5 protein-coding genes are annotated in these 26,696 nt (G+C 39.6%); all 5 read right to left on the reverse strand.

The window, feature by feature from the left end; translation table 11 throughout:
* Positions 1 to 3: 3 nt before the first annotated feature.
* Positions 4 to 4,134 (reverse strand): type I secretion C-terminal target domain-containing protein, encoded by a 4,131-nt coding sequence (locus XM47_RS15145; protein ID WP_048694322.1) that lies wholly within the window; start codon positions 4,132 to 4,134, stop codon positions 4 to 6.
* A 2-nt stretch (positions 4,135 to 4,136) separates the two neighbouring features.
* Positions 4,137 to 15,359 carry a PA14 domain-containing protein gene (locus XM47_RS15150; protein WP_048694325.1) on the reverse strand — a complete coding sequence of 3,741 codons (11,223 nt, stop codon included), beginning with the start codon at positions 15,357 to 15,359 and terminating at the stop codon, positions 4,137 to 4,139.
* 10 nt (positions 15,360 to 15,369) lie between these two features.
* The gene (locus XM47_RS15155) at positions 15,370 to 19,344 is read right to left on the reverse strand and encodes a LamG-like jellyroll fold domain-containing protein (RefSeq protein ID WP_048694328.1); all 3,975 of its coding nucleotides are present in this window, start codon (positions 19,342 to 19,344) and stop codon (positions 15,370 to 15,372) included.
* A 12-nt stretch (positions 19,345 to 19,356) separates the two neighbouring features.
* Entirely contained in the window at positions 19,357 to 20,337 is a 981-nt protein-coding gene (locus XM47_RS15160) for a hypothetical protein (protein ID WP_048694331.1), read from the reverse strand.
* A partial coding sequence (locus tag XM47_RS15165) for a tandem-95 repeat protein (protein WP_048694333.1) occupies positions 20,334 to 26,696 on the reverse strand: 6,363 nt, incomplete at its 5' end. The genes XM47_RS15160 and XM47_RS15165, both read right to left, overlap by 4 nt.

Genomic DNA, 26,696 nt, shown 5'->3' on the forward strand with positions numbered 1-26,696 from the left:
TTCCTATTCTGTTAATTGACGACAATACTGCTGAATAATTTCAGGTGATTGACGGCCTGAGTAATTAAATATGATGCCTTTTGTTAGAGCTTCACCTTGATAACCTGCTACACAACGAGAAATCAACAAACCATCGGTTAACGCATTAACTTTGCCGTCGGCGTCAACATCTAAATATTCAATCAGTTTATTTAATTCACTATCTAAATCATTGCTTGTAATACCTTGATTAACCGCTTGTCCACGTAAGCCAGATAGGTAACGCATTAATGCCAGTGATTCTTTTTCATTAGAGGCTTGACCATCGTTATCAACATCTAGTGGATCAACATTTAACGGCATTAAGTCTACAACTTGCTTAGCTAAGCCATAGCCAATACTTAATTGGCTGGCACTAAAATCAATCTGCTGATTGTTCGGCTGGCTCAATACTTCTAAATGTAAGTTAGCTAAACTGGAGCTTGGCATTTGCCAATTATTTTCTAGGTTAGTCCAACGAACTTCAACATAGCTGTCGGTTTTTTCATTGCTATCAAAATCATTAAAATCTTGTTTCGCAATGCTTGAACTATATACATGATCTTGCTGGTATAAATTGCTAAAGCCAGTAAATTTAAATACTTGACTATTAAAGTGAATTCTAATACCTATGCCATCCAAACCTGTTGCCGCAATACCGCTATCAAGCTGCGCGCTAGAATAAATAGGTAAGCTAAGTTTGTCACCTGACATAACCGATAATGAGGTCATACTCAAATATACTTTTTGCTGTCCAACTTGAACGATTTGACCACTATTAGAAGCATCATTAGGTGATAAATCTAGTTTATCTGGAACACCGTCGCCATCTGTATCTGTTCGGTTTGGATCTAAGCCTAATTCATACTCTCGAATATTGGCCAAACCATCACCATCGTTATCACCTAAGGTGTCGTTTTTGTTGAAATCCAGACCATTTTCAATTTCCCACATATCATCCATGCCATCGCCGTCGCTATCAACTAAATCACCATTTTCAAAAATAGCAATTTTTATAGATGAGTTTTCCTCAATGTCATAATCTAAAGTTGAAGTAAGTGCTAACTCTATAAACTCTGTGCTTTCCGTTTTATCATCAGAATAAGCTAATACTTCAAAGCTCACTCTTGGTTCACCGGCTGAAAATGTCACTTCCTGACTGATAAAGCCATAGTCCACTCCATTTTCTGCTGAGCCGACAATGTCTAATTTAACTTTTAGCGGCACATCTAAACTGCCTTCACGGGTTAAAGAAACAATAGAGACTTCGTTAACGCCTTCGATAATGCTGGTATTTTCTGCCTCAATCGCGATACTCGGTAAACCATCCGATAAGCTAAATTCAAGCTGTTTTAGTTCACCTAAGTCATAACTTTCAAGTGGCATAAGCTCTAGCTTGATAGTTTCACGGCGTTCTTGAATATTGTCTTTAATTGGATTGACTCGTAATTTTACGCTATGAGTTCCAGGTGTAACATCAAGCGGAATGCCACTATTAGTTAATGCTTGCCAGCTAATTTCGCTGTCTTCATCAACTGGCATTTTCGCTATTTCCAATTGATAATCTTGACCTAATACTGCTGAGCCAGTCATAGCAACGGGTAAAAATAAGCCAACAGGTAATGGGCTGCCGGTACTGGTTAACACAAACTCTTGTGCTATTTGGTTCTTCTCTTCTAATTCATTGCTTTCTACTGGTTCAAAGGCTAAAGTTAATTCTGGTCTTGCAGTTCCTGCTTGTATCGCTCCAATTGACCATAATCGACTTAAATCGCCATTGCGCACCGATACATTCCCCAAAATAACGGTTGCATCAGTAAAACCACTACCGTCACCATTGGCATCAACCGTTAAGTAAGTATCATAAATATCAGTTTCAAATTTAAGATATTTATTCAGTGCTAAATTAGGATCTTGAATATCGAGCAATAAAGATAAATCAATAACGTCTTCTTCCGCTTTAAAGTCGATCACCACAGCGCCATTTGAAACCACGAATATGTCTTTACCGCCTAATCCAGTTAGCCAATCACTGCCGCCGCCCGAAACTAAAATATCGCCTTCACTGCCGCCAACAAATTTGTTGTGAGCTGAGCCGCCAATAAAGATATAATTTCTATCTTTACCATAATTATCTTTGTATGCTGCTTGGCCATCCGTTAAATGGGTGCCAAGACGATCGCCTGTGTAGTATAAAGCTTCATCGAGTGATTCGTATTCGTCTTCTGTGTCAGGTGCGCCAATATAAGATGCTGAAGCAGATCGGGCATCAACGCTGTAAGTGGTTTGTGAATGGTCAACAACAACATAGCCAAACCATTTACTATAAAGATAACCATATATCTGCCATTTTTCGGCTTGGCAATCACCGCAATTAAACATCATGATTTCACCTAAACTACCATTAAAAGGACTCTGCATTTTGTAGTTTTGGTTATTTGCGCTGCCCACCATTTTTCCACCTATGGTGCGACTGGTACCCCATTCAATGTCAGAAGGATCCTCTTGACTTGAATCGGTTTTAGGCTGGGTAATGGCGTAACCCGCCATTTGCCCATCAAGCTCAAGTTGAGTAGATAAACTATTACTGAATAAAGCTGAAATGCCCCAAGTATTATTGACTGAACGAGAACCATATAAGGTTTCGTGTCCTTCTCGCGAAAATCTAAGTCGCTTAGGGTAAACCGGATCATCATTCGCTGTAATCCCGATTTCTGCAGTTGTGTCGTGCGTTAATATTTGCTCTGCATGGCTATTACTTTTGAAGACGGCGAAATAAGCTAAATCAGGATTAAAATGAAACGGGATTTCGCCCAATTCTTCTTCCTCAACCCAAGATTCATAATAATGCTGGCCATCTAGTTCAATCGTTTGTTGTCCAAGCGGGCCATTATTCGCAGTAGCAACTTGTTTCCATACCCAACCTGTATTGTCAATATGATGCATCAAGTCAATATCGCTGCGTCCAGCTCGGCCAAACCACTCTTCATCCGTATCTTCTGTGTATTCCTGATCTGGGCTGTAATAACTATTAAATAATGTTTTATCAACCGAGCCATCAAACCACATTTGCATACTAATTGAATTATTATCAACGGGTCGTATAGGTTGAATATTAATCTCAAGCGAAACTGGTGCATTATCTTTATCATCAATCACAAGTTGTACTGCAAGTTTATCTAACTTAGCTTGCTGCGCATGAGTGCTGCTTGGAACATGCTTCATTAATAAGTGTCCTGTTAATAGGTCACTTAATTTAAGCTTATCACCTGCACTCATTTTGGTTTGTTGGGTAAAATCGAGTGAACCACCCGCTAAGTAAGTCAACTCGAGTGCTGCATCAATCGCAACTATACTCACTTCAATATTGCTATCCCAAGTATCACTGTCCAAAATATTGGGTTTAAACAAACTAGTACCTTGCTCAGAAATCACCAATTCGCCATTAATTAAGGTTGGAATTCGGTTATCTCCCGTTTCTGCTCTAGGGTCGCTCGATAATTGATATTCTTCTAAATTCGACAAGCCATCTTCATCTTCATCTGCGGTCGCGTCTGCTGATGTAATATCGCCAAAAAAGGTGAATTCCCAATTATCAGGCAAACCATCATTATCAGTGTCAGTTGGCGGTTTAGATAAATATAAATCGACTTCAACATGTTGCGAGCGTAACTCTTGACTTAAATTAACTTGGGTTAAATCTGCATCGACAATTCGAGCTTTAATGTTGTCGACTGAGATTAAATTATGGATATAAGTTTCAACGCTTTGGCCAACCACAATCGACTGATTATCTGACACTTGGTTTGCTAATGCTGGTGTAATGGCTTGCTCTAATAATCGCTGCGGTATATCGAGTCGATAATCATAGCTTCCATTGGCTAAGGGTTGTAGCTGAGCTGAATAGGTAAATGTTTGATTAGCATTAGTTTGCGATTTAATCTGCCATTTTAAAGCACCTGAAGTAACGCGAGTTTCAACCCCTTGAAATCGGTTAAAAACCTTTCCGTAAAGCGTTACTTGTGGCTCTGGTATTTCGGCATTAACTTGCCCAAAAACAGCAATTAAAGTGAATCCAGCAATTAATTTGCAATTAGTCATATTAAATAATTTCATAATTAATTTCCTGAATAAGAATAAGTTTGGAAGAACAATTTAATGTCGCTGACACCATTGCCATCGCGTTGGCTGGCATTCGCTGCACCTGGCACTTTTTGTCCATATATAAAGGTGTTCATACCGTCGTCAGAATTAGCTAAGAAAGTACCACCTGGAATAATTAGCATCCAACGCGTGTTCCAAACTGAGCGCCCAACTAAACGACTATCAAATGTCATACTATTCACATCAAACACACCAGAATCATGATAAGCCCTAAAGCTTGAATGGCGACGAATTTTATCAAACGATCCACTCACACTATCAGCGCTTGGTATCCAGCTATTGCTATTTAAGTCGCTATCTCGGGCTGGTAATGGTACTGGGATAACTTGGTCAACCACCTCCCACTCACGAGTATCTAGCTCTAAGCTATCTGGTACATACATCACATCTAACCCGACTGGAACTAGATAAACTCTTGGTGTAGTTGATAGCGCACTGTTGTTGTAGTCGTCAAACCAAACCCCAACCGAGCGCACTTTAGTTGCAAAATTACTTGCATCGTAGGCATGATCACCACCCGACAACGGCCAACCAAAAAAGTTTTTGCCAAATTCAATAGTTGAACTAAATGGGATCACTAACCCCGGCTGGCTACCCGCTGATTCTGGTGCAAAATTACGAACAAAACGCCTAAATTCCGGTACATCCCACAAGTCATCAACCTTGTATTGGGCTAAAGTATTTCGCCATAGTTGATCATCATCTGTGGTGCCGGAATCATTTGGAATACGAAATAAACCATGACGTAATGAAAAACGTCCTGATTCAGTTTGTGGATTATTAAAGCCCATTTGAGTTTTTAATACATCAAAGTTAACTTTAAGTGTACTTAATACTTCACTTAACCCACCTTGACCACTAACAGCGCCTGATGCGGCCTGTTCGCCTAACACTCTTTCGCTAACAATTTGAGTAAGTAGATGCTGCGCTGAAGCGGGATCGTTTTCAGCTAAATTAGTTTCGTAGTCATACACTCGAGCGGCCATGTAAACATAACGAGATGCGAGATCAAATGCGGCACGGTATTTTTGTAATGCATCATATTGACCAATGCGGAAAGTCATATCTTTATAGCGCTCCCCCTGTGCTTTGGCTGCAATACGTTTGTTTAATGCTTCTCTTTCATCGAGCAACCTTAAACCTTCGGCTAATACAGTGCGATAAGCCTCACCAGCTTGGCGAAGCGTTTCTCTAGCTTTATACATTTCAAGCCTGAGGGTCGGTTCGTCATCAGTAAATACATATTCAATTTCTTTAAGTTTTTGCTGAACTTCAAAGGTGTAACCTTTCTTTTCAATTTCAATTTCAGATTTTATCTGAGCAATTTCTTTTTCCGACTCTGTTGCAACAATAGCGCCTTCAGCTGCAATGTTAGCAACGGATAATATTGGATCGGCAATCGCCCAACTAGCATAAACTGCAGCTCGACCTGGCGAGCCAACGTCAACACTTAAACCTGCATTTTTCGGCAAAGCATCTGCGGCCATAGTTGCGGTGTGGCGCACAAAATCCCGAGTTTCATTTAAACCCGTTTGAACCGTTTTTAACACACCAATCGCAGCATTAAAGCTTCGAACGTCGCTCGCTGCATCATTTCGCATTTCAATAATGTCATTATTAAACTTGTATTGGTCTTTTAACTGTTTAACATCAAATTCAAGGTTTTCAACTAAGTCGCCATAATTTTCAAAAGCTAAATTATAGTCCGCTTGAGCCCTAACCATATCCGCTAAAGCGGCTTGTATTTTACCTGGCGCTCGACGTATTCCCCATGTATCAGGTGCTTGGAAACTGTAGTCCGCAGCTGTTATTGGGTAATCAATTTGTATTTCTTGCTTATCGGTTAATAAATTAGAAATACCTGAATTATCGGTAGGATCAATACCTGATAAACGCGTGATTCTATCTTGATAAAAACTAGTAATAACCTTATCAACCGTGTTACCACCAGTAGCACTGACTACTGGTGCCGCTTCATTACTGATATCATTCGCATCTATGTACTGATAAAAGTACAAATCAGGGCCTTCATAGCCTGCGGCATAGGTTTTGCCACTACCGATAGTGCCTTCATATGGCGTACCAAACACTTCAATTAAGCGATTTTTGAAATCTCTATCTTGATCTTGCGCTTGCTCCAACATGTCTTGGGCTGAATCTGCCACTTCGCGAATGCGATTTTTCTGGGTATTGGCGTAATCAAATACTTTGAATGCATTGTCTAATGCTTCTTCTGCACGCTCTGCAACCTGTTCAAAGTGAGTTGCAGGATCATCATGCTTGCGATCAACTCTAACAGGGTCAATATCAAACGGCACTATATCTGGTGCTAAGCCAAGTGGGTTTTGACCTTTATCAGCCCCTCTAACCAAGGCATTTATTGCTTCCGCTTGAGTCGCTATCTGCTGAATTTCAGGTACGGTTGAACGATCTACTTTACGTATATCCGCTGAGTCAGAGTAGGTAGAATCTTGTGCTGGCAACATAGAATTGGCCATCAACCAATCCATATAAGCGCCAGTTGAAGCTCTTTGCGCCCATTCAGTTACGCCCCATGCGCGATCACTATCTCTGTCTTTATAGCCTTGCCATTGTCCATCTGCATCTTCAACGTAACTTGCTCGATAAGTCATATCAACAATATCTCGACCCGTTTTCGCACGCGCTGCGGCGATTTCGGCAAATCTTTGTTCGTCGGTAAAATCGACATCTACGGTAACGCCGTCAATTAAAACTTTTTCAGCCCGAGGCACCCATTTGAAGTTTTCATTTTGGATCAGATCATAATAATACCTAAGCCCCATGGTGAAATGTCCCCATGCATCGCCATGCCCTTGCGGGTATAAAGTTCTGGCGTCATCTTCATCGATAAAGCCAGTATCATCAACGTCTTTAATATTGTAATTAAGTGCATATGCAACTTCGCCATCACCTATGGTGAAATTCCAAATTAATCGATTAAAGGCAGGACTTGCACCGTATTCCGCACGCCCTCTTAATAACGATAATTCTTCTTGGATCATACTTGGCATTTGGTTTTTAAAGCTAAAAATGCTCGGCGCCAAACTGCCGTATTCGCCGCTTTCTGTAGTAAAACCAATGGTCGGATCGAGCGCATCAACATAAGCTTCGTTACCAAGTAAAGTATAAAGTTGCGCTAATCGAGTTGCCGCAAGTTGTAATGCATTATTAACCGCACTGGTTGATGTGGGTTGCGAGGCATCAATACTGAGTAATCGAGCTCTTTCCAGCACTGTTTGATAAAGCTGAATTAAGCCAACATTTTCAATAACATCTTTATCCGAATTCAACGCAACCGCGCCATTAAATCTTTGTCCAGCTTGTTGGATCATACTGCTATAAGTTGCTGGAGAATCTGAGCTATAAAAATCGTTAATACGAGACTCAAACGCATTTACTCTGTCGATTACGCGCTTTACCCAACCTTCAGATAACTGAGCTTTATAAATATTTTTACTTGGTTTGTTGTTTGCAGCTCCTGCCCAATCTGACCAGCAATCGTCTGCAACACAATCTGTATGACGATATCGAGCAAAGAACAAGTTATCAGCGAGTAACGCAGCGGTTGCTCCTTGTAGTGCAATTTCATTTTGCCCTAGCCCTTTGTTTGGTACTGAGAAAGGTTTCCAAGCTGTTGGTTTTTGATCTGGTGGCAATTCATCTTTGCCATTGTCAGGACGGTATTTCCACTCAAACACCATATCCGAGCCATTGGCACCAAAATCAGCGGTATGGCGCAGGTTGATTTTTTCATCAAATACGTTCGGTGGATATAAAACATCTAACTCACCTCGATATTTTTCTTTTTTAACTAATTTAACAATATGCAATGAAACAGGAGCTGAGCCTAAATCTTTATGATTATTTTCAGCAATTGTGACATAAGAGATATCAGGTGCTGAAGAATTTGGATCTAGCATACCTGCACTTGGCATTAACGCTAGCCCAGCGCCTAAGCTACTGGCATGTATTGCGATGTTACTTTTATTTAATTCAAGACCAACGCCAAAATCGATACCTGACAGCGCACTCGGGTCTCTTGATAAAGCATATAACTGGTCCACAACTTGATGGAAAGTCGTATTGGTGGTTAACGACTTAATTGTCGTGACATCATCTGTAGTTAATATATTTGGCAAGAGTGAATAAATCGCGCCTGGCGCTGCCGTTAAGGTTTCATCGCCTAAGGTTTTACCATCTAAGAAGCCTCTAACCACTAGCTCTTTGGTTAGCGGGTCGTAGTAGATTCTATCTTGCAAACTCGCTGGCAATTCAGTAAAGAAATATAAGCCTTTCAGTTGTTTTACTTTACCCAAACTTAAACTAAATTCAGGTACCTTGCTAAATGCAGTGCCCCCTGAGGTTGGCCATTTCACCGTACGTTTTTCTAAAACTTGCGCTAATCGAGCTGAATATTTGTCTTTTGCATTATAGCTAGTATTAAAGCCCATCAACTTGTTCACATCATCGTAAACGATTTGTCCCGCTGCAAATGCCAACACCCCAGGTAAGCCTTTTTCTGCGATGCCATCTTCTTCAGCTTCACCACCTGAGTATGTTAAAGTTTCACCCGCTTTTAAGAGAGGTAACTCTGCTGGCCATTCAGTTTTAAAGTTTATTTCAACTTCTCTAACTTTATTCTCAGCGGTAATCTGTTGTGATAATGGTAAATAAGTGCCATCAGTTACGGTGTGGCATGTCACATTAGCTGAGGCTGAAGAGGTAATTTCGCGCCCCTTATAATCAGCTGGTTCAGTTTGGTTATAGCAAAGTTTTTTGTCTGCAGGCCACCAAAAGCTCGGCTGCATAGGATACCAAGTGTAACTGAATAACTCGCTGCCACCTGAAATTGCCCAAGACTGACCTTTGTGATCTTCCCAGTAAACATTTTGCGTCGCGCTTGCGCCCTGATGCCCCCAGTTTAATGGCGATATTTGAACGCCTTGAACGACATTAACAGGATAAGGCGCAACAATAGGTTCACCCGCTTTCATCGGATAACTAAAGGTATAAGGCAGTGGTGTGCTAGCAGCTTTCGCAGCTAAATCTCTAGCTGATACTGTCGCAAAACTAATATCATCGAGTGAAGTTGCGGCGGCATAAGCCCCTTCAATTAAACTTTGATTAGACTCTAAAGGTTTAATCCATTTAAATTGTAGCTCCGCACCACCGACAGCTTCATAATATTCAATTTTAATCTGGTAAGTTGTATTCGCGACCAGATTTACTTTGTGTGTATTATCTCTTGGTGCGCCGCCTCTCCAATCATCAATAATTTGTTTGTTATCTAACCAAACTCTAACGCCATCATCGTTCCTCGCAACTAGGGTATATTCACCAGTCAAATCAGGTGTAATAGAGCCATAATATCGAGCAGAAAAATTATCATTATTAACCCCAGATTTAGGACTTGAGTTGGTCGAGAAACTAATTTTATCTATCGTTTCGACCGCTACAGGCACTCCTGATAATTGAGTATTGTTATAATAGGCAACTCGATAACCTTGATCAGCCTCTAGTGCTTTGGTTTTAAATGCGCTAACTATAACAGGTGAAGCTGTTGAAGGTTTTTGCCATTTAAAATCTAAATGCGCACCAAAAGTTAATTCAAAATACTCTAACTTAATTTCATAAGACTGCCCCTTAACCAGCGTTTTCTTAAATTTACTGGTTCGAGTTCCTCCCCCATTCCAATCATTAATTACTTGTTCATCATTGAACCAAAATCTCACTCCGTCGTCGTACGAAACACTAAATTCATGCTCGCCATCGACTTCAGCCACAACCTTACCTTGATAACGAATAGAGTAATTATCATTTGGTAATGACCCATGCGGCGCAGTAGTCGTAGTAAACTGAATTTGATTAACTAACTCTCTATGGATAGGTTTGGTTAAATTATTATCGTAGTAATAAGTTGCAGTTAAGCCCGAAACCAAATCGGCATCTGGATTATTTGAAGAACCAGAATCTGTATCTGAGTCACTCGCATCGGTTAAATTATGGAATGTATTTTCATCTTCCATTTCAACCTTGTATACCTTCATACGGTAATCAGCAGGATTTAAAGACGTGTCTTTGTACTGCACTAATACATAAGGATCTGAAGTATATTTATCATCTTGAGTTATCACGTTTAAATCGTTACGCAGCGCAAACGCGGCTTGTGGTCTTGGGCTCTCAGTACGGTAACGATATGAAGCTTCTAATAAACCGTGCTCTTCATTTGGGTTGTAACCCGGCAGATTTTTATTGCTTTGGTTATATAAAGATATTTCTTCAAATTTACTTGGATCAAATTTTTGCTGTTCAGCAACTCTTAATGCGTTTTTACCGTCAGATCCTAAACGGCTAGCAATTACAATTCTTTGTAATGCTTGCGGATCGTCATTACCATTTAATTTTTCAGGCCAGCGAATGCTATACCTAACCTTTTTAAACGGCCAGTAAACTGGTTCAAATACAGAGTCATGGTTATAGTTTTTATACCAGTACACTTCAAATAGCTGCTCAATATCATCATTAATAAAATTACGGTTTACTGGAATAATAGGGCCTGATAAAGATTCAGGTTGATAAATATAAGGGTTATAACGCGCTAAATTGCTTTCAATGTAACCACTATGCGGCGCATTATGCTCGCTATCTTTTAGTACATCACCCACAGGTGCGGTCGCATTGGAATGAGCAATAGATTGAGGTTTAAGCTGAACCACACGTACACAAACAGATTCGTTTGCAGTGTCCCCTGTGGCCACACTCGCTTGCTGCCCTTGCGATAAGCCTTTATCCGTACAAGTGAAAATTAAGACGCTTTGTTTGTCGTCTTCAACAGTTAACGGCACAGGATCATCAGCACGGCTAAAGCTAAATTCACTGCCATTGACAACGCCAACATTAGATTCAACTTCACTGTAAGCTAACTTAACAAACGCCCAGCTATCGGTAATATTTCGGTCTAATAAGATAGCTGGAGTATCAATAACATAAGGATAATGTTCAGCTGACGGCCAACGGGTTGTCAGTTCGACTCTAAAAGTTTCGGCATCATTACCTTGAGTGGGATCATTGACTGACCACTCCATACTTAGCTTACCTGGAATCAGCGGGTAAAGTTTTTTATCATAACCCGCCCAAAGCACCATGTCTTGGTAGGTATCGGCATTACCTGTAATTACAAAGCCACTAAAAGGTGCAACATCTAAGCGGCTATTATTAGTTAAACTGGTTTTTAATGCTGCAACCGCTGATTTAATATTATTATCCGATAAATTAGCATCAATTATATCGGCTAAGCTAATGCTACTACCAATTGCTTGAGAAGCTTTAAGGGTTAAAATTTCCATTTCCCAAGTTAAGCCAACTGCATTTTTCACATTATCTACATTTATATAGTAATAGCTGACACCATCTATAACTGTCGTGTTTGCAATGTCGGTTATTGTGCCTGATTCTTTTCCATCATCAGGTAAACCACTTGCATACTGCCAACCCTTGAGTTGATTTAGTCCACTTGCTGCAGGCATAAGTAAGCGAATGTGATCATTTTCATCAATCCAGTATTTACCCGCATTTTCTGTTATTTGAACCACACTGCCAGATTGAAGCGTTTGCACTAGAGGTAAACTTTCATATTTACTGGCACTGGTATTAATGCTAACGGCATATTGAGTTTGCCAGTTATAGTCAACCTGTAATGGCGCATTAAAGCTTAAACTAAGCGGTTGCTGTCTTTGATCGCTAGGCGAAAAACTGAGCGGAAGTGCAATTTCTCCTGCTTTAAAACTTGCTCCGTTATTTAATCCTGAGATACTAGCTGAATTGGTATTTGACGCATACTGACTCGCTAAAGTGGCAGTTTTCTCTTCAAACCTTAAATAATATTCTAAGTTTGTTTGGTTAGTTGAAAATGAGCTATTTAAGTTATTTCGAATTTCAGTTTCGGTTCTCGCTGAGCGCCACAATCTAAATTCGTCAATTTCAAAATCTTTTTCAAAATATTGCCAATTCGTACTACCAATAAAACTCGCATTTCTGTCAATTGAACTTGGTAAAGGCATATCGTACTTTGCCCCAGCAAACTGACCATTAATATAAAAAGTCGCGGTTGTTTCGCTGCGGTCATATGTTAATGCTAGGTGTTGCCATTCATTCTCTTTAAGCGCTATGGTGGAATGGAGTCTTGGATAACCCGTTTGAGTTTTATTAAGGATATAAAATTCTGGTTTTTTATCGCTTCCATTTAACCCGAAAAGTAAATTATCTCGTCGGATAGAACTTGTATCTGAAGTCGCAAAATCAACAATTCGATTGGCATAAGACTTACTGTTATTCTTAGTTTTAACCCAAAACTCTACGGTAAAATCACCATCGAATGCCGCTTTACCTATCGTCGGTAAAGAAACTTTAGCTGAAGTGCCACTCAAGGCTAACGCTTCACCCGAGTTAGTAAAAGGTGCGTAAGCTTTTCGCTCATCGAGTAAAGTCAACCCAATATCATCTAATAATACTCGTTTATTATTATCGGTAGAGTTAACCACAGCACCATCAATTTGCAGCGTTACTTGCTCTCCCTCTTTAATCCAATGACGGCCAATTGTGGGTTCTGGATTCGGTTGCGCTAAGGTATAACCTAAGTTAGTAATGTTAGTTTGCAGATCGAGTATGTGTTCAACTTGCCAATTAAATTCAATTGATACATCAGCATTAAAAGTAAATGAATATCGGCAGGATTCACCACTGACAACCTGATCTTCTAAGTCATAACCAGTACAGGTATAACGGGTCACTGCCCTTGGATCATTTGGATCTGTGACTAAGGCTTTATCGCCAGAGCTATCAAGAATATTCTTACCCGTAGAGTCTTGTTGATATAAAACATGACCATTTTTATCTATGTAGTACTGATCTGGCGCACTCACCTCAACCGTTGAGCCTTTAAGGTAATTGAAGTTGCCTATTCCAGGGTAAACTAAGCTAGTCGCATAGTCTGATTTTATACTGACTGTCGCTCGGGTAGACCATTTACCACTTGAGTTTAATGCCAGCATAAAACTTTTGTTTTCTGTTGCTGGCGCAGTTAACTCGGCTAAATCGCCAGATGTATCTTTAAGTGTAATTTTACCGTTTTTAAAATAACCAGAAACATAAACATCACCTGAAGTCGGCTGAACCGTTAAACCTCCCGGAAATTTATGGCTTATATCCAACGTCCCCGTAAAGCCATCTGGTTTGTTGTACCACTGCCAATTTAAATTACTATCTAACTTAGCAACAAAAAAGCTACGCTGACCTGTTGTAATATTGCCAAAAGTAACTGATGTACTCGATTTAAAATCAGCTGTAACTGATGGCTCTAGTGTTGCCATTAAGTAAATATTACCTAAATTATCTGCTTCTAATGCTATCGCTTCACCGTTATATACTGCACCACTTTGCATTTCAAATATGGCTTCAGCATTCGCTATTTTATTTAAACTACTATCTAAAGCGTATAATTTTAAGCCCGTAGTTTTAACTGGAGAAGTCGCATTTAAATCACTGTTCGGTACCACCATTTTAACCAAAACATAAATTTTTGAATTGGCATAAATGGCATCAACTGGGATCTCATCACTGCGCGTTAATCCAGACTGATAAACTCCTTGACTGTTACGCTTAGTAATTATGGTGCGACCACTATTACGCGTATCATATTCTGTCGGTCTAAAAGCTTCATCTCCACGAAGTGAGGTGTTTAATTCAGGTATAGAAATTGAGCTACCATTATCATATGCAGCAGCTGAATTTTGACTGGGTATATAATTTGGCCAAAACCAATCCCCAACATTAGGGTGGTTTGTATAATTAGCTGAATTTAAGTTTGAATCATGAACTAAATATCGAGATAAAACGACATTATCATTATCGTCAAGCACTTGTATTTTTACACTTTTACCGCCACCGTGAATATCCCAATGCTCCACAGTAACAAAATGAAAGCCTGCATCTAGCGTGTAGCTAGCTTCTGAAGTTTGAGTCGTAGTCGTCAGATCGGTTTGATTTTTATTACGGTTTACTATGATCCGAGCCCAATCATCGACATTGGTCAGCTTAAATTTATAAGTGCCTTTTTTGGGCAATTTAATTAAGCCGTCAACTCGATTGTAGTGCCCATTATCTCCCGAGTTAAGAATAGGTATAGGATTCCAAGCGATACAATTATAGTGGTGAGCAGAATAAGTGACACCATGATTAGTCGCACACTGATAACCACTACTGGGTTTTAAAAAAGTATGCCAATCATCATCGTAGTAATTATCACCACCATTATCAATATTATAAGCCCGAGACATTTTGTCTTTGATATAGTTAAAATCTGTATTGCCAGCCCTTTTTTTACCTGTCACCATATAACCATGTGCTATCTGCTCAATGCCATGAAAACTAAAAGTGTTACCCGTCGCATCAGAAACCACGGCTTGAGCCAACATAGGTACATGTACTTGAAAGTTAGTCGGTTCGCTCGTTAATTCAGAACCATGCAAATACTCTCGTTTATAAACTAAATAATCAGTAACTGTAATATCACTAGACGAACGTCGCATTTGCGGGGTTTCAACTTGATAGCGCCAGCCTTCAACATTATTTGGCGTTTTAGTGATTTTTCTTACACCTATTTCTAAAGGTGTACCTGATGAAGATAATGAAAAGTTGGTCGCTTCAAAATCAGCTGAGGTATTGAACCATTCATTTTTTTCATGAACTAAATCCAAACTATATTTATTCATGAAATTCGAACTACTGGTATTTGAGGTTAACAAATATAATTTATCACTACTCAATTCAATTTTAAGCGTTTTGGTGCTATCTGTGCTCGAGAATGCTGCCCCTAAATCGACTAATTTAACCACAGTGCCTGCCGAGTTAAGCTTGATTAAACTAACCCCTGTATTCGTCAATGTTTCAGGTCGAGCAACACCGTCAATGGTTAAACCTGTCGACTGGTTATGTATTAAAAGATACAGATTGCCACTTTCATCAAATGCAGAGTCTCGTACTAAGCCCCCGCTAATATTTGATAAATATGGTGTTGCCGTTAATCCAGAAAAGCTGGTAAGCAAAACTAAACATGAAGCAAAAGAAATAAAAAATGAACGCATATTAAAAATTTTCATTACTTAGCCTCTATTTATTTAATTCGGTGACTGGACTAACTAACTGCATGTTAAATTGCCCTGTTGAAATGATTGGCGCTAAACTGCCGTCTTTAGTTTGCTTGTGTAAACCCGTCACTTTTTCAGTGTATGTTCCGCTTAATTCAGAAACACCTAATTTGGTATTATTCGCTTTTTGTTCTGCGCTATAAGCATCAAAACTAAATTGAATGTTTCGAGTGATGACAAAACCTTGGTCTAAATCTGGGTGGTATAAATGTCGATAGGGGTTTATTGGATGATCTTTAGCGTACTCAATCACTATGCTAACCGCGCCGCCTTCACCAATGCTGCCTTGCATCATTTGTTGAGTGTTCACTTTTTTACTAGTTGCATCATAGTTCAGCACGAATGGTAGCGCTGATAGTCTTATCCCAGTTAGCTTACCATTGCGTCTAATAATGCCATCATAATTTGCTAGCATGGTTTGATCAGTAATAATAACCCGTTTAATCGCTTCGCTAGCGGTTGATTTAGTTTGCATTAAGGTTGCTTCAGATAATAAATGCGTTGCTGAAGCATTACCGTGAATTAAAAAAGGTAAAGCAAAAGTGGTACTGGTCGCGGTTGGTTTTGCCGCTGCATCTGCAGTAACTTCAAAATGAGATTCGTTGACAGCACTAATAATTGCCTGCCCTTGCCATAATCCATATTTAAGCTCGCCGGTTGGGGCTTGCCCGCCCAGTGTTAATGCGGTATCAGACAATTCAATCCCAGCGCTTGTTTGTGGTGCGCTATTGGCCGCTGAGATCGCATTTACACCTGATATTGCATCAGTATAAATACCAGCAAAAACATCATTAAAATGCCAGTACGCGGTTAATTTTTCAGAGTTAGCTGCGGGTGATGATTTTTGTAAACGATTTAAATCACTGGCAACTAAAGTGCGCGACCAAATATGTAATTCGTCTAACCAACCATGAAAAAACGCTGTGTCATGATGACCTAATACCACTGCAAGATTTTGTTTATAGCTGATGCTAGTTGACGAGGTTTCGCTAGCTAACTTAACCCCGTCTTTATATATGGCTAATTGCAAATTGTCTTGTTTGTCTAACTCAAGTACACAAGCCCAGTGATGCCAAAGTAAATCTAAACTTTCAGCGGCAGTCGTGACTTTAAAACCAGCCATATCACAATAAAATTGGTTGCTACTGGTTACACCTAAAGTAAATGAACTAGTGTCTGAAGCTTGTTTAAAAATAACTGAATCTTGGTTTAACGCTGCTAAGCGACTCCAAAAATCAACACTAATTCCGTCCGTTAAATCTAGCTCAACTAAACCCGTTGTTAAGCTATCGTCAACGCCATCAAAATAATAAGCTTGTTCAAGATCGGTTTTAGAGAATGCGAGCCCATCAACTATATTTGATGCAGCAAGATCGGTTAAAGTCATTGCCGAAAATAGTAAGCTCCCCGTCGGCATTACCTGTGCTTTATTAAAGCTTTGTTTAGCAATTAACCCAGGCTCTCCACCTTGTAAATCGAGTTTAAATAATTTAATTAATTGCTCTGCACTCAGTGCGCTTTGCCATAACTGTAGTTGGTCATAACTACCATTGAATGGTGACAAAGAGATGTTTGATTGACTGGTTTTAGCTAATTCCAAACCTGTTGACGCTTTTGCTAAAACAACATCAGCAGTGCCTTCTATTACGCCATTTAAATACAAACTTAACTTATTGTTCGAATAGACCACTGCGAACTGCTGCCAATTCGCATTGGTTAAAAATTTACTACTCGTGATAACGGCTGTGGCATTACCCACTTGATATAAGTTTAATTGGTTATTGACCGAGCGAGTTAGCAACCAAGTGTCATTACCCGCAATAAACTGCTCTGATTTAGCCGCTGATGTAGTATTTACCCATGCCGAAAAAGTAAATGCGCTTTCGATTGACGTTAATTGTTCTGCGGTTAGATTGATAGAAGCCGATTGGGAGGGAGAGTCAAATCTCAGCGCTTGTTCACCATTAACGGGTATTGCGCCATCTTTATCTAAGTTATCAAGCTTAACGCCATAAGTGAGTTGCTGCCGAGAAAGCGTGTCTGCTTGACCCAATAAGGTATTCGCATTAAATACATCTTTAAAGTTATATTGAGTTTCCGAATCACCAATCGATGGATTATCAAATGTTTGGTATAACACTAAATTAGTTGGTTGCTGAGTAATGCGTTGTCGCATATTGGCTTTAATTTCAGCTTGAGTTCTCACGGAGTGCCAAATTCTTAGCTCGTCTAGTTCACCTTTGTAATGATTATTAAAGCCGTCAGTTCCTATCAATAAATCGCTGGTTGCAATTACAGCTGATATACCAGTGTTACTTCCGACTAAGTCACCATTTCGATATACATTCATAGCGCCTGTAGATAAATCATAACTACAAGCAATGTGTACCCAAGGTGTCGGTAACTCTTCAGCATTTGCATTCACTATACCGCCACCAGCTCTTTGATTGGCGCAAAATATTTTTTCATTTGAAAAACCAAATGCATAACTGGCACGAGCATCCGCACCAACTACTGCTACTGCTGGATTAAAACTAGAAGAATTATGAGAAGCTCGTCGATTACCATTTCTCGCCCAAAATTCTATGGTATAACTTTTATTAGATAGTAAATCGCCATAACCAGCCGCTTTTGCAGATAAAGTTTGCGCCTGAGTACCATCTAGTGATAACGCATGCTGCCCAGTTGCGGCATTAACAACTGGCAACTCTATGGTAGCAGAAATTAAGTCTTTCGCTTTAGCGTTTGAAATAACCGATACTTGGCTATTTTGCCCTGTTCTACTCCAAAAATATCTATGTTGCTCATTCAAATCTGCAAAAGCGGTAAAACGAGTATAGTTATTTAAACCTTGCTCATGGCCATCTAAAGGTAGGTTATAAGCCTGTTTGATTTCTTGCTCTGTTCTAACGCTGTTCCATAGTCGAGGTTCGGCAAAAGAGGCTGTGATATCAGTTGGATCTTGCCAATAAAAATGCCCGGCGGGAATGTCAAAAATATTGGTATGCGGCGGATCCCACCTTAAGCGTACATACGAACCACCCGATTTTTCATAATAATCCATTTTAATTTTATGCAAGCTATTGGCTGTCGTGGTCAAGGTATGAGAAGCTTCATGACCACCATCTTGCCACTTATCGATAACAAGATTATCGTCTATCCAGAGTTTAAGACCATCATCACTTACCGTTGATAATGCATATTCACCCGTTTCAGGCGCAAGTAAATAACCTTGCCATTTAATTGCGAATTGATCATTCGGCACAGTAAAGCCACTTGAACGAGGGGCACCATGACCATAAAAATTACCGATATTTTGATCTAGTTGTCGGCCTAATAAGGTTTTAAAATGCTCATAGCCTGTATAACTACAAGCAGTATAGTGACAATACTCAATCCACTGTGAGCGATAATACTCAGCCTGCAAACCTGCATAAAACTCAGCTGAAAGTAACTTAACCACAGCGCTAGAGAAATAGCCCTTAGTCGCTCCATCTTTTAACTTATAAGATGCCTGTTTGTCGCCATCTAAAAACCATTTAAACACTAAATTATTATCGGTTTGAGATTCGGCAGTGAGCGCAAAGTGATGCCATTGGTTATCGTTTAAAGTTTTAGTGGAGCTCATTAAAGCGCTAGCGCCAGGAAAGTTACTAATCTTTAAAATACCATTTTCTAACCAAGCTGAAATGTTAGGTTGAGGATTGTTTAACGCTGGGGTAAAAATAACCTGCATTAACCCTGAGTTAGCTGATGCGGTTTTAAACCAAAACTCTATAGTTGCATCTTTGGTGCCCTGAGGTAAATTGGTTGTCTTAATACTCTGCTTTAAACCAAGCGTTACTGAATTATCAGGAATAGAGTCTGCCGCCCGAGCGATATAGCTAACCGTAATAAGTAATAGAACCAAACAAGCTTTAAGGTTAAGTTTGAGCATAATATTCTATTCCTATTTATTCGCGTTAATTGGGATTAAGCGCTTTACGCCTGCCCCGATCATTTCAATAAAACTTTGACGATTTTCGCCTGCACTCATTAAGCTCCTATCAACAACCAGCCGAACCTGAGTGTATTCACCTGCATCTAGCCTTGGAAAGCTCGCGCTTTCAAAATTGACAATATTGCTGTTATCGGTTATACCTTGCTCAATTGACAAAGGCACAAGCGCAGCAGAATCAGTACCAGAAATGGCTGCCAAACTAAAAGTAAAAGACTGATTGCTGACATTTTTAATGTTAAACGAAAGCTCTGAAGTTAGCCCTTGAAAGTCAATACCATCAACAGCTAAGTCGCTGAATTCAAGTCCACCAGAGAAAGTAGAGTCGCCTTGACTGTATATCCAGTAAGCTGAATTTGCTTGAACAAAGGTTTGGCTTGGCTGATCAATCAGCTGCCATTTGTTATCCAATAATTGATAAGCGATTAAATTTTGATGTGCTGGCGAGCCGCGAAAGAATTGCTCAAAGGTAGGCGCTGTGTTGTCATCAATATCAAAACCGATCAAGGTAAAAGCGTTGGCTTGCCAATTAGTTTCAGCAATTTTAATTTTTCCTGTAACTTGCCAAGTGTAATCTTGCTTCGCATGAACCAAATAACCTCTACCGCTAGATAGCTGGAACATATTAGTTAAAAACGAATCGTCACGTTGAGGTGATACCCATTTATGCCAAGCTGCTGATTTCCAATCTTGTTCGCTCGGATCATCAATAAACTCAACCGAGCTTAATGGACTAAAATAACTGGCGACTAAATCAATCTCAGTATCCGCAAGCAGTGTATTTAAGTCTGTCGATTCAGGATCAACCGAAAGGTAAATGGCATTCCAGCCCTGTTGTAGAGAAATCGACTGAGTATGTAATAAATTGGCGCAAACCAAGTTAGAGAAAATTAATAAACAACAAGAAACTGCGATACGTATGTATGGAATCACTTTGACTCTCCAACAGTAGATACATAGCGATTACACGCTACATAGTTAAAACGAATTAAAAATCGAATTAGGAATAGAATAAATAGATAAGCTAATAGTGAATAGCTATTAGAGCCGCCACTAGATTTACTTACGCTAGGAGCGGTAAAGACGCCTTTTAAATTTGTCTGTGCTGCATTATTACTGGTGTCAGTATCTATGACATCAGATTTTCCTTGTACATCAATCATGATTTCTTGTTCATTTAATTCAGCACTAGATTTTAACTCAAAATCTATATCGGCACTTTGCTGCGCAGCTAAAGTGCCAAATTGGCAAATGAATAACACATCTAATGTTGAATTTTGTCTAACACAGTTATCAGGAACTTGAATATAGCCCAAGCCCAATGGAAATGAAATTTTGGTTTTAACATTGGTCAGCGTACTCGAATGAAGATTCGTCGCTGACACTTGATAATTAAACTGGTAATTATTTGATGCCAACAAGTTAGCTCTAACGGCTAAATTTCCACTGTACTGAGAGAAATGATTAGAGACTGAATTATTGTCTGGGTTTGGATCCGCTACCGCGCCATTGTAACGAGCACGTAAACTACGGTTACTAAACTCGCCTGATAGCATAAATGGTATTTGCTTAGTACTTTCCTTGGCTAATGTGCCTAACTCACACACTATCTGATCAGATGAGTCTTGCTGCTGACAATAAGCTGGCATTTGACTGACATCAACCCCTTCATCTGGAGTTAATTTAACCTGATTTTGTTGGGTTTGAATTTGACTCAAGTTTGCAACAAACAACTGATAAAAAATGCGAGAGTCTTGCGCAAACCCAACTTCGGTTAACGTCATTTGACTGCTAAGCGCTATGTCGACCTGTTGGCCTAAACTGCCATCGGAATTAGTTGAAAAGAGCGCAACTTTACCTTGCTCTTTGTCATAACTAATAACATCAGATAAGCCATCTCCGTCAATATCAACAGGAATAATCAATGGTGAGCTAGCCACAATTGCTGATTCTTGAGCTTCATAGCTATTATCATTAGCAAGGCCGCGTTTAAATATTTGTACTGTACCATTATCATTGCCAACCATAAGGTCAGGCTTATTATCGCCATCAAAGTCGGCAATACTCACTTTGTTAGTCGCTGAACTACCAAAGCTCGCCACTTTGGTTAATTTGCTTCGATTAGTTGCAATAATGCTGACTGAATTGTTAGCAACTGGTGCTGGTGTACTAGCATTACTATTTTTTTCGGGTCGACTCGTTACCACAATATCTTGGCTCGAATCACCATCTAAATCAGCAACGGCAATATCGGTAATACCAACAATTTCTAATGGTTCTGAAATTGGTACAAAGCTAGCCTTTTCAACTTTTGAAGCGTAACTCACAATATCAGTGCGCACACTTCTTCTGCTCATCCCTGTTATATTGCTAGGCCTTTGTTGTTGGTTGCTTATTTGGTAAGACAAGGTTTGTAAATTAGTTTTAGTCGCCACCACAATTTCATTACTCACGCCTAAGCCAAGCGCACTAACAATTAAACTATCTGTGGTATATACATCAGGGGTTTCACTAAATACACCATCTACATTGATATAAATGGCGAGGTTAAAACTATTCCCCGTAACCGCTAAATCTGGCAATCCGTCAAAATTAAAATCTTGGATAAAGCCTTTAGTGCCAAAATTGATTTGATTAGTTGATGGATTAGTTTGATAAGTTAATGGCGCAATCCAATAGTAAATATCGCTCGATTGTCCTTGGCTATTAATAATTGCAATGTCTAGCTCACCGTTTTGATCGAAGTCGTCAATTAAAACTTGCTCTGTTTGCCCCGTATTATCAATTTCTGCTAGTAAGGAAGCTTGCTCCTCAGCTGCACTCATAGTAACAATTTTAATCGTGTCACCTAACTCAGTACCTGCAATAATTTCAACACCTTGATTTTCAGCTATATCCGCGGCACTAATCGCTGTTGCATTACTAATATCAAAACTCGCATTACCTTGGTTTACCGCTTGTTTAACCACAGCGACATCGGTTGAAACACTGCCAACCGAAACATTAAATTGATCGACCAAGTTTGCAGTTAACAAAATGTCTTGTGCTTGCGCACTCAGCAACTCGATTTGTATGTTTTGTATTTCTGCCAAGCTCACTTGAATATTGCAACTTGCGGTAACGCCAGTAAAAGGACAATCAGCAGATTTAATCACACTCACTCCTTCAGATAAGGTCAGGTTTAACTGGAGTGTTTCGGCCTGCTCTGAAAAAGATTGAAGCTGGATGTTTGCAACTACTTTTTCATCGACAAATGCAGGGCTAGCCGACCAAGAAGGAGTAACTTCAAGCTGAATGATATCTCGCTCAATAATACTAAAATTAGCAGTTTGTGTATTTTCACCACCCGACGCATCTTGCAAGGTTAGCGTAAAACTGACAGCGCCCGTTTGCTCGATTGGTACAACACCAGATAAATTATGACCATTTAACATAAGCCAATCTGGCCCCTGATAACTCAGTGATAAGTTAATGTCATCAGGGTCAAATGTGCCTATGTCATAATTAAAGAAATCTCCTTGCTGCACAGATTCACTAGGAGAAGATGAAATAAATTGAGGCAAATCATTTACTGGCAATATGGTTAAATTAACTTCGATTGATTGAGAAAAATCTACGCCATCAAAAACTCGATAGCTAAAGCTATCTAAACCAAAATCACTACCATCGTGCTGATAACTAAAGCTACCATCGCTACTGAAGTTAAAGACACTGGCGCGACTCGGTTGCGCGACTAATTCAGCGACTAAAGTAGAATCGTCATTATCAAGATCGGTATCATTGGTTAACACGCCATTCGATAAATCAACGCTTAATAATTCAGCTTCGTTAACACTATATTCATCCGCTTCACCGATTGGACTGTCATTGACTGGATTAAGGGTTAATCTAACTTCCACTTGATCGGTTAATTCACCATCAGACACTTGCAACACAAAGCTATCTTGACCAAAGCTATTTGGGTTAGCTTGATAATTCAAGACCGAACTTATTCCACTATTTGAGTCTCCACTGCCCTGCCCATTAGCATCTAGCAAAACCAGCCCAAGATTAGGTGCCTGCGCCACTTGCCAAGTTAAGTTTTCAACACCGTTATCGTCTTGAGCTTGATAGATTAACTCGATATTCTCATCTTCATTTAAACTTAACTGAACAATGTCGTCTAATAAAATAACAGGCGCATCATTAACGCTGGTTACTGTTATTGATAAAGTTAAGCTATCACTTAATTCACCGTCAGATAATAAAACTCGAACGCTGTCGCTACCGACAAAGTCAGGTAAAGGCTGATAAGTCAGCAAACCTTGCTCTATGGTGACACGGCCTAATGTCGCTTGCTGCTCTAGCGTCCAAGTTAAATTTGAGCTGTCGGTATCAAATGCGGTTAATCTAACGTCTAACTGAGTATCTTCTGCACTGGTTGCTGAACTTCGCGATGGTGAAGTGCCATCGGCTAACAAAATTTGTGGTGCATCATTTTCAGCTGTGACACTAACATTAACCATAATTGTATCAGTTAATTCACCATCACTGAGTTCAATAACAAATGAATCTGGTGCTTCACTATTGGTATTTGGATTATATTGGATCAGCCCTTGGTCTACAGTCACAACGCCAAATTGAGCTGGCGTTAAAATTTGCCATTGAAATGTTTCGCTATCACTATCGAACAGAGATAATCGCGTTGATATCGATTGATCTTCAACCACATTTAACGCCAGTGATTCGCCCTGTTGAATCTCTGGTGCATCATTCACAGGTAATACAGAAATTTGGAAGTTTTGATTATCGGACAATCCTTCTTCATCCGATAAAATAAGCTGAATGTCATAATTACCAACATCCGCTTCTGTCGGCGCACCGGCTAAACGATATGTAAAGTTATCTAAATTAGTTAAGGTTAACCAATCTGGTAATTGGCTGTTTAAGGTTAAAATCTCTTGTTCAATATCAGTGAGCTGAATGAGATAACTATAAAGCTCATCTTCATTAACCATAGAAACTGCTTGAGAAGTAAATACTGGCGCATCATTGACCGCGGTAATATCAATCGTCACGTTAGCAATTTCTGATACTAGCCCTTGATCATCCGAAATTTGATAGCTGAAACTATCTGTGCCAAAAACATTGAAATTAGGCTGGTAGCGAATTTGACCGTTAGACTGAATAGTCACAACGCCCAAACTTGGCTGACTAACAATTACCAAGCTAGTTAAATCAAGTTGACCATCAATGTCTTGGTCATTATCAGCAGGGTTCAACAATATTTCTGTATCTTCGAGAGTTTGATAATGATCTGTATTGGCGATTGGTTGATCGTTAACCGCTGTAACTTGAATACTGACAACACTGATATTTGAAACTAATCCGGTATCATCCATCACACTATAACTAAAGCTGTCACTACCAAAGAAATCAGCTTCAGGTTGATACATAACCAAACCATTCGCTTCAATGCTTAGTACACCACTTGCTGCAGTTGAAGTAATAATAATGCTAGTGACATCAATATCATTTTCGACATCCGCATCGTTACCCAGGACATTAATTAACTGGCTCGAATCTTCAGCTAAAATGACCGTATCATGATTCGTGACAGGTGAATCTGCGACCGCGGAAATAACCACATTCACAACCGCTGGTGCTGAAATAGCACCTTCACTATCTGTTACAACATACTCAAAACTATCAATACCATTAGCATTAAGCTGAGGTTGATAGTTAATAGTGCCATCTAAATTAATCGTCAAACTCGCTAAATTAGCTTGTTTGACCAATGTAATATTCGCAGCTTGAATAGCGACATCTTCAATATCAAAATCATTGGCTAAAACAGCAATATTAATTGAAGTGTCTTCTGTGGTTTGCGCTACATCATCAGTAGCAACTGGAATATCATTTTCGCCTAAAACATTAATCATGACATTCACTGGTGTACCAAAACGACCTTGGCTGTCGGCCGCTTGATAACTAAAACTATCGCCTCCAGTGAAGTCTTGCGCTGGACTATACTCAATTAAACTACCAACTATGTTTAAGGAACCATGACTCGGATTTTGCACAATTTGAATGCTATTTGGATCGAGTGAATCTCCCAGATCTATATCTGTATCATTGGCAAGCACATCGATAGCAAGCATTCTATCTTCAGTCGTTTGCACAACATCCGCTTGCAAAGTTGGCGCATCATTGACGGCTGTCACATTAATTGTAACGACAGCTATATTTGAGCTTTCAGCTTGTGTATCACTAACCTGATAAGTAAAACTATCTTGGCCATTAAAATTAGCATTCGGTGTATAAGTAATAACACCATTTGCCGTATTTACTTGGGCTAAACCAAAACTAGGTACATCAAGCACAAGCGTACTCGATGGAACAATTAAGTTATCGCTATCAAAATCATTTGCTAAAACATCAATTTGAATACTGGTATCTTCATTGGTTTGGACATTATCGTCAGTTGCGACAGTTAAATTATTAATCGTTGTGAAACGCCACTGATTTGCAGTAACCCCAGCGAAAGGATTTCCCGATAAATCTTCGATAACATTGGCCGAAACTAGAATTTCATATTCAACATTTGGAGTGAGAGTGGCAGATAACACAAAAGATAAACTATTACCTAAAATACCAACTTGATCTGTATCGAGTTTCTCGACTAAAGCTTGACTCTGAACTTCAAACACTTGAATTAGCGTATCGTTAAACTGGGTAATTTGAATGTCTTCATTCAATATAAGATCAAAAAATTCACCTTGAGTTGCGAGGTCAATCGAATCCGCTGCTGGTAGCAAAGCAAGCACAATAGGCGAATTGGGATCTGAAACGAATATAGTAAAACTTTGTTCAACATCGACTGTTCCATCATTTACGCGTAACACAACTGAATGACTGCCGACTTCAGCATTGGTTGGCGTGCCAGATAAAATCCCTGAACTTGCATCAAAACTCAGCCAAGACGGCAGCGTTGGCGCAGATAAAGTTAAGCTATCGGAAACATCGACATCGCTGGCACTAAAAGTATAACTATAAGCTGAATCTTCGGTTGCGCTGGTGATTTCAGATGATGTGATCACGGGTGCATCATTGGTATTGCTCACCGTAATGCTAAAACTTTGATCAACATCGACTGAGCCGTCATTGACGCGTAACACAACTGAATGGCTGCCAACTTCAGTATTGGTTGGCGTGCCAGATAATACGCCAGCACTGCTATCAAAACTCAGCCAAGACGGCAACGTTGGCGCTGATAAAGTTAAGTTATCGGAAACATCGACATCGCTGACGCT

It is taken from the genome of Catenovulum maritimum (assembly GCF_001050375.1).
GTDB lineage: Bacteria > Pseudomonadota > Gammaproteobacteria > Enterobacterales > Alteromonadaceae > Catenovulum > Catenovulum maritimum.

What these genes read in the sequence shown, in the direction of transcription:
- XM47_RS15150 (WP_048694325.1), bottom strand. Translation starts at nt 15,359, where the DNA reads ATGAAAATTTTTAATATGCGTTCATTTTTTATTTCTTTTGCTTCATGT.
- XM47_RS15155 (WP_048694328.1), bottom strand. Translation starts at nt 19,344, where the DNA reads ATGCTCAAACTTAACCTTAAAGCTTGTTTGGTTCTATTACTTATTACG.
- XM47_RS15145 (WP_048694322.1), bottom strand. Translation starts at nt 4,134, where the DNA reads ATGAAATTATTTAATATGACTAATTGCAAATTAATTGCTGGATTCACT.